The organism is Anoxybacter fermentans (assembly GCF_003991135.1).
In the GTDB taxonomy this organism is placed as follows: domain Bacteria; phylum Bacillota; class Halanaerobiia; order DY22613; family DY22613; genus Anoxybacter; species Anoxybacter fermentans.
This window is the reverse complement of the sequence record NZ_CP016379.1, coordinates 1,836,212-1,849,268: the sequence shown is the minus strand read 5'-3', so window position 1 is coordinate 1,849,268 and position 13,057 is coordinate 1,836,212. Positions and strand designations below refer to the sequence as shown.

Annotated in this window: 11 protein-coding genes and 2 tRNA genes; 12 read left to right on the top strand and 1 reads right to left on the bottom strand. The window is 35.7% G+C overall.

The genetic code is table 11. From position 1 onward, the window contains the following. The 12 genes from BBF96_RS08415 to clpX all read left to right on the top strand — a co-directional run bounded on the left by BBF96_RS08415 (position 1) and on the right by clpX (position 11,450). Positions 1–969, top strand: coding sequence for an ABC transporter ATP-binding protein (locus BBF96_RS08415; RefSeq protein WP_127016727.1), 969 nt, complete (start codon positions 1–3; stop codon positions 967–969). A gap of 18 nt (positions 970–987) precedes the next feature. Continuing rightward, positions 988–2,136: a M20 family metallopeptidase gene (locus BBF96_RS08410; protein WP_127016726.1), complete on the top strand. Its 1,149-nt coding sequence runs from the start codon at positions 988–990 to the stop codon at positions 2,134–2,136. Between the two features lie 167 nt (positions 2,137–2,303). Further along, positions 2,304–2,777 carry a HEPN domain-containing protein gene (locus tag BBF96_RS08405; RefSeq protein WP_127016725.1) on the top strand — a complete coding sequence of 158 codons (474 nt, stop codon included), beginning with the start codon at positions 2,304–2,306 and terminating at the stop codon, positions 2,775–2,777. Further along, complete coding sequence (locus BBF96_RS08400) at positions 2,774–5,014, top strand: tyrosine-protein kinase family protein (protein ID WP_127016724.1); 2,241 nt, start codon at positions 2,774–2,776, stop codon at positions 5,012–5,014. Before BBF96_RS08405 ends, BBF96_RS08400 begins: the two co-directional genes overlap by 4 nt. Before the next feature lie 409 nt (positions 5,015–5,423). Further along, a complete protein-coding gene (locus BBF96_RS08395; RefSeq protein ID WP_127016723.1) occupies positions 5,424–6,326 on the top strand; it encodes an alanine--tRNA ligase in 903 nt (300 codons plus the stop codon). 21 nt (positions 6,327–6,347) lie between these two features. After that, on the top strand, positions 6,348–7,145 hold the full coding sequence (gene rph / locus BBF96_RS08390) for a ribonuclease PH (RefSeq protein ID WP_127016722.1): 798 nt from the start codon (positions 6,348–6,350) through the stop codon (positions 7,143–7,145). Between the two features lies 1 nt (position 7,146). Then, positions 7,147–7,743, top strand: a complete 597-nt coding sequence (locus BBF96_RS08385; protein ID WP_127016721.1) for an XTP/dITP diphosphatase — start codon at positions 7,147–7,149, stop codon at positions 7,741–7,743. A gap of 138 nt (positions 7,744–7,881) precedes the next feature. Next, positions 7,882–7,958, top strand: a tRNA-Arg gene (locus BBF96_RS08380). A 5-nt stretch (positions 7,959–7,963) separates the two neighbouring features. After that, positions 7,964–8,040 (top strand) — tRNA-His (locus BBF96_RS08375). Between the two features lie 200 nt (positions 8,041–8,240). Continuing rightward, the gene (tig, locus tag BBF96_RS08370) at positions 8,241–9,527 is read left to right on the top strand and encodes a trigger factor (RefSeq protein ID WP_127016720.1); all 1,287 of its coding nucleotides are present in this window, start codon (positions 8,241–8,243) and stop codon (positions 9,525–9,527) included. 52 nt (positions 9,528–9,579) lie between these two features. Continuing rightward, positions 9,580–10,176, top strand: a complete 597-nt coding sequence (clpP, locus tag BBF96_RS08365) for an ATP-dependent Clp endopeptidase proteolytic subunit ClpP (protein WP_127016719.1) — start codon at positions 9,580–9,582, stop codon at positions 10,174–10,176. Between the two features lie 20 nt (positions 10,177–10,196). Then, a complete protein-coding gene (clpX, locus tag BBF96_RS08360; protein WP_127016718.1) occupies positions 10,197–11,450 on the top strand; it encodes an ATP-dependent Clp protease ATP-binding subunit ClpX in 1,254 nt (417 codons plus the stop codon). Between the two features lie 345 nt (positions 11,451–11,795). On the opposite strand, the gene BBF96_RS08355 is transcribed toward clpX, so the two are convergent. Further along, a complete protein-coding gene (locus tag BBF96_RS08355; RefSeq protein WP_127016717.1) occupies positions 11,796–12,830 on the bottom strand; it encodes a LacI family DNA-binding transcriptional regulator in 1,035 nt (344 codons plus the stop codon). Positions 12,831–13,057: the final 227 nt, after the last annotated feature.

Here is a 13,057-nt window from a genome sequence, read left to right as displayed (position 1 = left end):
ATGGCTCTGGTCGAAGTTAAAGATTTAAAAATATTCTTTCCCATTAAATCGGGCTTTTTTTCCAGATGGCGAAAAGAACAGAAATATATTCATGCTGTGAATGGAGTATCCTTTAAAATTAATAAGGGTGAAACATTGGGACTTGTAGGAGAGAGTGGCTGTGGTAAGTCAACAACAGGGCGGACAATTTTAGGTTTATATGAGCCTACTTCTGGAGATATCCTTTTTGAAGGTCAAAGTATTGTTAATCTTTTGCCTAAAGAGAGGTTCCCATATCGCCGTAAAATGCAAATGATCTTTCAGGATCCATATAGTTCCTTAAATCCACGGATGAAAGTAAAAGAAATTATTGCTGAACCGATTATAACCCATAAATTGGTTCCCGAAGAGGAGCTGGAGGACTTTATCTTTCAGTTGATGGAGAAAGTTGGTATTGATCCTGATTATGCCAATCGTTATCCTCATCAGTTTAGCGGAGGTCAAAGGCAGCGAATTGGAATTGCCCGGGCATTGGCTATGCAGCCGGATTTTATTGTTGCTGATGAGCCTATCTCAGCTTTAGACGTATCTATCCAGGCACAAATTTTGAATCTGCTGATGGATCTTCAGGAAGAGTTTGGCTTAACCTATTTGTTTATTGCCCATGATTTAAGTGTTGTGAAACACATTAGTGACCGTGTTGCAATTATGTATCTGGGAAAGATTTGTGAAATTGGAAAAACAGAAGAGATTTTTTCAAATCCCCTACATCCATATACCCGGGCATTGTTTGATTCAATTCCGAGACTCACCACAACTTCTAAAAGTTATCATGACGTATTAGAAGGTGATGTTCCCAATCCAATAGATTTACCTAATGGGTGTTATTTTCATCCACGGTGTAGATATGCAATGGAGGTATGCAGACAAAAGTCTCCGGAGATGAAATCTATTGAGAATAGACAGGTTGCTTGTCATTTAATTAAATAATAAGAGGAGGAAATATGATTGAAGGAAAAGATTAATCGTTATCTTCAAGATCAGGAAGAAATGATGATTCGGGATTTAGAGGAAATAGTTAATATTGATAGCGGTTCATATGATAAAGATGGGATTGATAAGATTATTAAGATTTTTAAAAGAAAATATATGGAATTGGGCTTTGAAGTAGAGGTTGATGAACAAAAGGAGTATGGAAATAATCTCATTGCCAGAAGAAAAGGAAATGTTTCGGGTAATTTCTTATTTTTAGGTCATGTTGATACAGTATTTGAAAAAGGAACAGTTTCTGAAAGACCATTTACCATCAAAGGTGATTGTGTTTACGGGCCAGGGGTTTGTGATATGAAGGGCGGAGTTATTATACTATATTATGCTCTCAAAGCCCTGCTTGATTTAGAATATCCCAATCTCCCTGATCTTACAGTTTTATTAAATGGTGATGAAGAGATAGGTTCACCGTCTTCTAGATCTTTAATTGAAAAAGAAGGGAAAAATGCGACCTATTGCTTTGTTTTAGAGCCGGGCCGAGCTGATGGCTCTATAGTTACTGCCCGAAAAGGGGTTGGTATATTTGAAATGACTGTAACCGGTGTTGCCTCTCACGCCGGTTCTAACCATCAAGCAGGTAGAAGTGCTATTGAAGAGTTGGCTCATAAAATTATAGCATTGCATAAATTGACTGACTATACTAAAGGGACAACCATCAATGTAGGAGTAATTGAGGGCGGTAGTCGTCCTAATGTTGTAGCTGATTTTGCAAAAGCAAAAATTGACCTACGGATTGAGAGATTAGAAGAAGCAGAGGAGGTTATTGCTAAGATTAAAGAGATTGCCGGACGAAGCTATGTGAGGGGAACAACAACCCGTCTGGAAGGTGGACTGAATAGACCACCTATGGTACGCACTAATGAGGTTAAAAAATTATATGAGGTTTTTAGAAAAGCTGGTAAAATGGTTGGGATTGAGAATCTAGGTGAAAAGGTGACGGGAGGAGGTTCTGATGGTAATTTAACCAGTGCTTTGGGCGTGCCAACCATTGATGCATTGGGTCCAGTTGGTGGTGATGCACATAGTGCAAATAAGTATATAGAATTACCATCAGTGGTTAAGAGATCCCAGTTATTGGCTCAGGCAATTACTTTATTGGTCGAATGAATTCCATCAAAGATATACTCCTTAAGACCGCTAATCCTATTGGATTGGCGGTCTTTATCTTTGTTCGATTTTTAAGGTTAAGCTTTGATTTTTAGATAAGAGGATAATTTTAACGTTTATAGAATAATGAAAGGGAAAGCTGTTTAAACTGAAAGTGGAGGATTATTATGAAAGATAATTATTTTGAGGCCTATTATTTTCGCTTATTTGATGCAAAAGCTCTTATGGAAAAAGGGAGGTATGAAGGAGCTATCTATATTGGTGGGTATGCAGTTGAATGTCTATTGAAATGGGCATTTAAGAGATTATTTGGAGTGAGTTTTATGGACTTTATAAAAGAAATTGATGGAGATAATAAAGTAAAGTATCATAATTTAGAGTTCTTAAGTACAATTATTATTGAAAAAATCCCCAGTTTAAAGAAAAATTTAACTTTAAGAAGAAACAGGTTGTTAGAGGAGTGGAGGCCGTCTTTCAGGTATCAGGGTTCTTTGGTGCATATTTTTGATAAGTATGGTGCTGGAAAAGGATATAGAGAAACAATTGAAGTTTTTTGTAATGATTTTTTGAAAGAAGTTGAAGCTTTTTGTAATAATGTTCGTCGGGCTGTTGAAGAGTATGAAGGGAGGAGAAGGAGATGATAAATTCTCTGGTTTGTCAATCTTCATTAGAAGAAATTTTGAATGACTTTAAAATAAAAAATAAAATAGATGATTTTAAGGTAATAGTTAATAGTTGGGGAGCTTTAGATGTTTTTATACAATCAAACGAAGATGAAAAAGTTCTTGAAGATTTATTAGAAAATAAAATTCGTGAAAAAATTCTGTGTCAGTTTATATTTCCTGATAATTTAAGACCAATAAGTTCAATAAAAATTTTTACCAAAGAAGAAAGGGAATATGATAGTTATCTGGACTCAATTCTTGCTGGAACTTACCTTCCTCCCAAAAGAAGACGTTTAGAAACCTGGTTTATAGAACGACAAAAAAGGCAAAAGGAAGTCCCTATAATCGTTTTTTATAGTTACAAAGGTGGGGTTGGTCGAACTACCGCTCTCATTTTTTCAGCGTTAAAGTTGGCCCAGATGGGTAAAAAAGTGGCGGTTATTGATTTTGATTTAGAAGCTCCAGGTATTGATTCTTTATTCTTAGAAAATAAAAATAGCCGGGGAGTAGTAGATTATTTGATTGAAAAACCTTATTTAAAAGATAATTTGGATCCTAAACAATATATTTACGAAGTTGATTCAGAGTTAATTGGTACAGTTGGAAGTGGTTCTATTTATGTTATGCCTGCCGGAAAAATTGATGAGTATTATATTGAAAAACTTTCCCACATTGATTTTGATGCTCTTGTTGAAGAAGATAATCTTTTAGAAAATCTTGTTGATGATATAATTGAATATACAAAAGCAGATATTATTTTTGTTGATTCCAGGACAGGAATTAATGAAATTGGAGGTAGTCTCTTCTTTTATCTTGCTGATGTAATCTGCACTATATTTCAAAACAATGAGCAAAATAAACAAGGGCTCAAAATTCTTGGCAACCATTTGAAAAATTATCAAGAATGGGTCAACGCTAGTCTTTTATGGGTTCATAGTATAATTGGAGAGAGTGGAAATATAGAGGTGGATAGAAAATTTCAGAAAGAAATGAAAGAATTTGTAAAAGAGATTGATTTTAATAAAAAAGATTTTGAAGGACGGTACTTTGAAATACCACGAATTAGTGAATTAGAAAGACTAAATAGGGACTTATTATTGTCTGAGAAAATTCTGGGATTAATGAAGTATTACGAAAAATTAGCATATTTATTTAAGAGTTATATTAAGGAAGATAGAGGATTTAATACTGAATTAGCAAGGAAAATTCTTAATCAATTTTTTGATGAAGATTTTAGAGATGTTACTGATAAAAAATATTTTATGCCTATTAGCAAATATCGGGATATAATTTCTGAAAAAAATATAATTATTTATGGGATTAAAGGAAGTGGAAAGAGAACCCTCTATAATTATTTAAAAAATAATTTTATCTTATTAAAAGATTATTTTAAAATAGAAAAATCGATAGAAAGAAAAATTGTTGAATTTACCATTGATGAACTTAACAAAATTGAAGATGAAATTGATGAAATATCCAAAATAAGTAATATTCAGGACAAGTCTAAACTTGACAAAAAGAAAAAAGTTTACATATATAAAAAAATAGCAGAAAAAATCGAAGACCCAGAATTTGTTAAATTTGATGAATTCGATTCTGAAAATAATGATCTTTTCAAAATTTTAGAAAAGATTAACTTTCAATATTATATTTCAATCGATGTATCTAATCAGTTTCATTGGGAATTATTAAATATACTTTTATCAAACTTTCCTGTTAATATTAAAGTGTTCGTGAATGGATTTGTAAGGAATAAATTACCTGGGAATTTTAAACATGTTATTTTAAGATGGAATAAGAAAGATTTATACTCGATGTTATTAAAACGTGTTATAAACTGTTCTCCTGAGTTATTAAATGAATTGGAGACAAAATGGAGAAAAATTGATGATTTTAGGGTTTTATATAGAGAAAGTAATTTTGGTTATATTCCCAATCCTGATGAAGATATTCTCAGATTTATGATTTCTGAATTATTTGGAGAACGTGTATCATTAGGTTCAAACAACCTCACCTATGATTGGCTCTATAACACTCTGGCAAAGAAAGATAGAGCAGTACCGGGGGCTTTGTTACAGTTTGTACGGCGTGTGTTAAACAAAATTAAAGAAAAAGTCCATAACCAACCAGATTTTTATGAAAAGCATCCAAACTATCTACCATTGTATGCTTTAACTGAAGAAGAATTGGAAGAATGCTTACAGAATTTATAATTTGAAAAATAGTCAGTTGTTAAAGGATTTTTAACAACTGACTTTTCTTTGCTCGAAAAAGCTTGCATTTATAGGCTGAATAAAGATATAATAGTTAAGAAATGATTAAACTGCAAAAAGCTTTAACCATCTTAGTGAGATTGGAGGAGAAATAAGGCTTCATCACAGGAGGTGATGAGCTAATCATGGTTACTGAAATCGAACTTTAGATGGTTCGAAAAATTTCTTTTGAAGCAAAAAATTAGCTTTTGCAGTAAAATCAGAAATCGTTTGTTAATTCTCAGATTTATGAGATAATTTTGCAGGATTTCTGAATACCTATATCAAACAATGGAAAGAGGTTAAATTGGTCTAGGATGAATGGAATTAAAAATGAAATCAAAGACTAGCCTTTAGGAGTTGAAGATTTATGATCGCAGGTTTTGCACATTCTACATACTTTGCTCCCAGAGGTAAAGAACGACTAATGTTTTTAGGACATAGTTTAAGTCAGAGATATTTACACCCTAATGATCATCTTATAGGATTAATCGGTGTAGCAGGAGCAGGCAAGTCTCTTTTGATCCGCGGGATGTTTCCAGGACTTACATTAACCAATGATGATGAAGGGATTAATATCCGCCCATTACCTTTGTTAGAAGATTATCAGAAAGGTAAATTTCAGAGCCATACCTATCATGTGGATGCCCGTTTTGAAGCAGCTTTTACTCAACCCTGGAAACTGGCAGAGGCGGTTCAAAAAGCTGTGATTAAAAATAAGCGGGTGGTGGTTGAACATTTTGATTTGTTAGAATCCCATCTTAATATTAATCCCGATTTATTAATAGGTATTGGGGAAGAGGTATTGGTTACACGTCCTGGGGTATTTGGCCCTACTGCAAAAGAGATTGCTCAAATTGTTTTTAAATCCATTGATCTCAGGCGAATGTCTCATACTGCGGAAGATTTAACTTCTATGGTTATTGAAGATATGGGCTATGAACGCCCGCCATTTCATAGTGATGTAAAAAGCGGTTTTGTCTTGGAATTTGAGAAGAAACCTGATTTCAGTTTAGATGAGGTTGAAAGACGGGTTTTAGAATACATTGAAAAGGATATTCCAGTCTGTTATTTAGATGAAGAACATATTAAACTGGGAGACCGGCAATATTTTTGTACCGGTCCTAGAATTCATGTCCGAAAGACAGGCGATATAAAGGGGTTTAAATTGATAAAAGAGTTTAAATATAATCCACGTGAAAAGCTCTACTTGTTAGCTGGTTTAGTTGGGAAAGATGAAGAACATAGTCAATTTAAGTTAAGTAAATTGTAAGAGAAAGGGGTAAATAAAGTGATGGAACGTATTGATGGCCGTAAATGGGATCAATTGAGAGAGGTACGAATTACCAGAAATTTTACAAAATATGCAGAAGGTTCTGTTCTTATTGAGACAGGAAATACAAAAGTAATCTGTACAGCTTCGGTAGAAGAAAAAGTACCTGGCTGGCTTAGAGGTCAGGATCAGGGCTGGATTACTGCTGAATATTCTATGCTTCCTCGTTCAACTCATGTCCGGAGTCCCAGAGAGGCAAGGGGAAAAATTAGCGGTAGAACTATGGAGATTCAACGGCTAATTGGACGGGCTTTGCGATCGGTAGTTGATTTGAATAAATTGGGTGAACATACAATCATACTTGATTGTGATGTAATCCAGGCAGATGGAGGAACCAGGACTGCTTCTATTACAGGAGCTTTTGTTGCTTTAGTAGATGCTATTAAATGGATGATTGATAATGATAAGCTCACTGAAAGCCCGATTAATAATTTCCTGGCTGCAACCAGTGTGGGAATTGTTGATGGTCAACCACTCCTTGATCTCTGTTATGAGGAAGACTGTAATGCTCATGTAGATTTAAATATTGTGATGAGTGGAGATGGCAAGATTATTGAAATACAGGGGACTGGAGAAGAAGCTCCTTTTACCCGGGATGAGTTAAATCAGCTTTATGAACTGGGAGAAAAGGGAATAATGGAGCTGATTGAATATCAAAAAGCTGTTTTAGGTGAACTTACATATTTAATCCGACCTAAAGATGGAGATAATCTGGTTCATAAGGATGATGTTGAGACTTTTTTGATAGAAGGTGAATAGTATGGAAAAAATTGTTATTGCTAGTCGGAATCCCTACAAAGTCCAGGAACTAAAAGCCCTTTTAAAAGATGAGTCAATTCAGGTGTTATCTTTAAATCATTTTCCTGAAATACCAGAAGTGGTCGAGGATGGGAAGACTTTTAAGGAAAATGCTTTAAAAAAAGCGAGGGAGATCTGTAAAGCTACTCAGCTTCCTACTCTGGCAGATGATTCAGGGTTAGAGGTGGATTTATTAGATGGTGCGCCGGGTGTTTATTCGGCGCGCTTTGCTGGCCCTGATGCAACGGATGCCGATAATAATAGAAAATTGCTTGAACTTTTAAAGGACCATCCTGACTTGAACGAGCGAACTGCCCGTTTTAAGTCAGTTATAGCTCTGGTATTACCAGATGGGCGTGAAAGGGTGGTAGAAGGAAGTTGTGAAGGCTTGTTGCTTACAGAGCCCAGGGGCCAGGGAGGATTTGGATATGATCCGCTTTTTTATCTGCCGGAGTATAATGCTACTTTTGCAGAATTACCTATGGAAGTTAAAAACAGAATTAGCCACCGGGGCAAAGCTTTTTGCTCTATTATAGAGGAGATTAGGAAATTAAAATAAAATAGCTAGAAATAATAAGATATATGAAGAATTAGGCAGGATAATTGATTTAATATTAAATAAAGGCAATAATTCGTTTTTGACCATTTCAGCTATATCGGTTATACTGGTAATGCTGTCAGCGAATGAATCAAATAGGCGCCTGTAGCTCAGCTGGATAGAGCAACGGACTTCTAATCCGTAGGTCAGTGGTTCGAATCCACTCAGGCGTGCCAGTGTGGTGGATGTAGCTCAGTTGGTTAGAGCGCAGGATTGTGGCTCCTGAGGCCGTGGGTTCGAGTCCCATCATCCACCCCATTTTTATATTTTTTGTTTGCAATAGCCTCGGTTGGAACCAGCCGAGGATTGTTTTATTATCGGAAGAAATTGTGCTATTGCTAGATAAATTAGTATATTTACAAAAGAAGGGAATATACTGATTTCGTAGAATTATTAAATTGGCTGAAAAACATAATTTTTTGAAAATGATACATATAATTTAACAAGGGGGCAGTCGAATGAAAGTAAGTCATCAAAGATTAGAAGGTAATCAGGTAGAACTTAAAGTGGAAGTGGAAGTTGAAAAGGTAGCAGATGCATTGGACAAAGCTTATAAAAAGGTGGTAAAAGAAGTAAAGGTTCCAGGTTTTCGGAAAGGTCGTGTGCCTCGAAAAGTTCTGGAAGCACGATTTGGTGTTGAAGTTCTCTATAATGATGCATTAGATATTTTGTTACCGGAAGCATATAGTCAGGCAGTTGAAGAGATCGGTATTGAGCCAATTGACCGTCCTGTTATTGAAGATGTTCATATTGAAGCTGGTAAACCATTTACTTTTACTGCAAAGGTTCTTGTTAAACCAGAAGTTAAATTGGGTCAGTACACTGGTCTTGGCTTAGAACAGGAAGAAGTTAAGGTTGATGAAGAAGATGTTAACCGTGAGTTGGAATTATTGCAGCAGCGCCATACACAATTGAAAACCACTGATAGAGATGTAGTAGAGAAAGGTGATTATGCAATTATTGATTTTGAAGGTTTTATTGATGGAGAGCCTTTTGAAGGTGGTAGCGGCGAAGAATATGCATTGGAGATTGGTTCCAACACGTTTATTGAAGGTTTTGAAGAACAGTTGATTGGCGCCAAAGTTGGCGAAGAAGTTGAAGTAAATGTTACCTTCCCGGAAGATTACCGTGCTGAACATCTGGCTGGTAAACCAGCTACTTTCAAAGTAACTGTCAAGGAGATTAAGGTGAAAGATGTTCCTGAATTAAATGATGATTTTGCTAAAGAGGTAAGCGAGTTTGAAACTCTAGAAGAGTTAAAAGAAGATATCAGAAAGAAATTACTGGAAAATGCAAAGGAACAGGCCAGGAGAGAATTTGAGAATAAAGTAGTAGATACCGTAGCTCAGAATGCAGAGATTGATATTCCTGAAAAGATGATTGATGATGAATTAGAGCGTATGTATCAAACTATGGCCTTTGATTTCCAACAGCATGGAATTCCTTTTGATAAGTATCTCGAGTATGTTGGTTCCAGTGTTGATAAGTGGAAGGAAGAAAATCGAGCTGAGGCTGAAAAACGGGTTCGTGCCAGTCTGACTTTAGAGGCTATTGCGGAAAAAGAAGGGATTGTGGTAACTGATGAAGAAATAGATAATAGGATTGCTGAACTGGCAGAGAAAAATAATCAGGATCCGAAAAAATTCAAGCAATTTTTATTGCTGCAAGGTAATTTAGATAATCTCAGTTATGGTATGACTATGGAAAAAGTGATTGATTTCCTTGTAGAAAAGAATGCTAAATAGGTTTAAATTTCGTTTTTGTTGGGTATTATGAATTTTGAAAGGAGGGGTAATAATGGGCCTAGTGCCTATTGTAGTAGAGCAAACCAGTAGAGGTGAACGTTCATATGATATTTACTCGCGTTTGCTCAAAGATCGGATTGTGTTTTTAGGTTCAGAAGTTACTGATGAGGTTGCTAACTTAATTATTGCACAGTTTTTATTCCTTGAAGCTGAAGACCCAGATAAAGATATCCACTTTTATATTAATAGCCCAGGAGGTTCAGCAACAGCAGCGTTAGCCATGTATGATACTATGCAGTATATTAAACCAGATGTCTCAACCATCTGTATGGGTCAAGCTGCAAGTGCTGGGGCACTCTTGCTTGCAGCAGGGGCTCCTGGAAAACGTTTTGCTCTCCCTTATTCCAGGATTATGATTCATCAACCTGCAGGTGGGGCATCTGGTAAGGCGACTGATGCAGAGATTGCAATTAAGGAATTACTCAGAATTCGTGAGATTCAAAATGAGATTCTTGCTAAGCATACTGGTAAACCAATTGAACAGATTGCAAAAGATGTAGAAAGAGACTTTTTCATGTCTGCGAAAGAAGCAAAAGAGTATGGTATCATTGATAAAATTATCAGTCGCCAGGATGATCTAAAGGGGTAATTTTTTAAAGAGGTGATATAATGTTTAAATTTGGAGATGAGAAAGGCCAACTCAAATGCTCTTTTTGTGGAAAAATTCAAGATCAGGTAAAAAAATTAGTTGCTGGACCAGGTGTTTATATTTGTGATGAATGTATCGAACTTTGCAATGAAATTATTGAAGAAGAACTAAATGATGAGATGGATCTTGGCCTGCAAAATGTGCCAAAACCAAAAGAGATTAAGGAAACTTTAGATCAATATGTTATTGGTCAAGAACAGGCTAAAAAGGCTTTAGCTGTAGCAGTATATAATCATTACAAGCGTATCAATTCCGGTATGAAAGTAGAAGATGTAGAACTACAAAAAAGTAATATTGTGATGATTGGTCCGACTGGTTCAGGTAAAACTCTTTTAGCTCAAACCCTGGCTAGAATACTGGATGTCCCGTTTGCAATTGCAGATGCAACCTCTTTGACAGAGGCTGGATATGTTGGTGAAGATGTGGAGAATATTCTTTTAAAATTGATTCAGGCTGCTGATTATGATATTGAGAGAGCAGAACGTGGAATAATTTACATTGATGAGATCGATAAGATTGCACGTAAATCAGATAATCCGTCTATTACAAGAGATGTATCTGGAGAAGGTGTTCAGCAAGCTTTACTTAAAATTCTTGAAGGAACTATAGCCAGTGTTCCGCCACAGGGTGGACGGAAACATCCTCATCAAGAATTTATTCAACTGGATACAACTAATATCCTATTTATCTGTGGCGGTGCTTTTGATGGTCTGGATAAGATTATCAAGGCCCGCACTCATAGTAAGGTAATAGGATTTGGTGCCGATATCAAGAGTAAGAAAGAGCAAAATGTTGGAGAAGTACTTTCTCAAGTCTTACCGGAAGACCTATTGCGATATGGACTGATACCGGAGTTCGTCGGTCGTTTGCCGATTATTGTGACTCTACATGATCTAAAAGAAGACGATTTAGTCCGGATTTTGAAAGAGCCAAAGAATGCTCTTATAAAACAGTATCAGAAATTCTTCCAGTTAGATGAGGTAGAGTTGGAGTTTACCGATGAAGCTCTGAAGAGTATTGCAAAGCAGGCTTTAAAGAGAAATACGGGAGCCCGAGGTCTACGTGCTATATTAGAAGAAATATTATTAGATATCATGTATGAGATTCCTTCTGAAGAGGGGATCAAAAAGGTTGTCATTACAAAAGATGTTGTTGAGAAGAAAGTTGCACCAAAGGTAGTCAGAGTTGATTCTAAAAAAGAAGAAACAGCTTAAAAAAATACACCTGTGGGTTTGATTCCACAGGTGTATTTTTTAGAAATGATTTTACTGCAAAAAGCTAATTTTTCGCTTCAAAAGAAATTTTTCTGACCATCTAGAGTTTGATTTCAGTCGAAATAAGGTCTCATCACATCCTGTGGTGAGGCCTTATTTCTCCTTCCATTTCACTAAGATGATTTAATGAAAATTTTTATGTTGTTCAAAATTAGTTCTTTGCAGTAAAATAACAATTGACTAAAATTAGAGTGCCCGAAGAGGAATTTGTTCTTAGTTTATAAGAACTCAAGATGAATGAATAACCCCTGCGTTAAAAAGTACGCAGGGGTTATTTGTAAGGGTTTATTTTAATGAACGAACAGACTTTCTTTTAATCAATTGGGTAGGTAGGATGATCTCCGGTTCTACTTTTTTTCCATTAATCACATCAATTAATAGTTTAGTTGCTTTTAGACCAAGTTCATAAATGGGTACACGAATGGTAGTTAACTCTGGTTCATTGATAGATGCCATTTCGTAATCGTTATGTCCTACGATAGAGATATCATCAGGGACTTTCAAGCCAGCCTGCTTAATTGCTTTACAGGCTCCTACAGCTTTCAAATCGTCACTGGCAAAGATAGCAGTGGGCAAAGGGGGGTTAGAAAGAAGAGCAATAGTGGCATCATAAGCGTCCTTCCAGGTATAACCTCCATTTATAACCCATTCTTTACGCAAGGGTAGTCCTGCATCTTGAAGTGCCTGACAAAAGCCTTGATAGCGATCATGGCTTACTACATAATTCATTGGGGCCTGAATAAAACCAATTTTTTCGTGTCCCTGTTCAATGAGATATTTGGTCATATTGTAACTGTCATTAAAATTAGGGGTATTTACGGTGTAAATTTGGTACTCATCAGGCTCAGGTAAAGTTTCTGGTAAAATCCGTCCAATTAACACAAAAGGAAACTTTATTCGGATCAGTTCATAAATAAGCCTATCATATATCCGGGAACTGAGAAGAATTAATCCCTGAACGATACCACCATCGATTAAACTAAGACAGCGTTCAATCTCTTTTTCTTCATCTTCAGAGGAGCATAGAACGATATCATATTGGTTTGCTTCCGCAATAGAACCAATCCCCTTAAGAACTTCGGAAAAGTAGGGGTTGGCAAAAGCCATCTCTGATGAACGGGTTGCTATAACTCCAATGGAGCACAATCGGGAACCTAAGCTCTGTGCAATCTTATTGGGGCGATAATTTAATTGGGATATTGCTTTCTTAATTTTTTGCCTGGTTTCAGGTTTTAGATTATCTGCACCGTTTATGTATCGTGAAACAGTGGATATAGAAACGTTTGCAAGGCGGGCAACATCTTTGATTGTAGCTTTCATCGTTCATTCCCCCAGTAAGGTGTGTTCTAATATAAATCATATCATATCTGTTAAAGGTTGAAAAGAGAAACTAAAAAAAATCGAAACGATTTCATATTAATGAGAAAAATAAGAGATAACTAAGAAAACTTAAGGAATATCAATAAAAATCTAAATTTTACTAACAAGCAAATTTGTAAAAACGTTTCGATAATAGTATAATTAATAGTATAATTAATAGTATAATA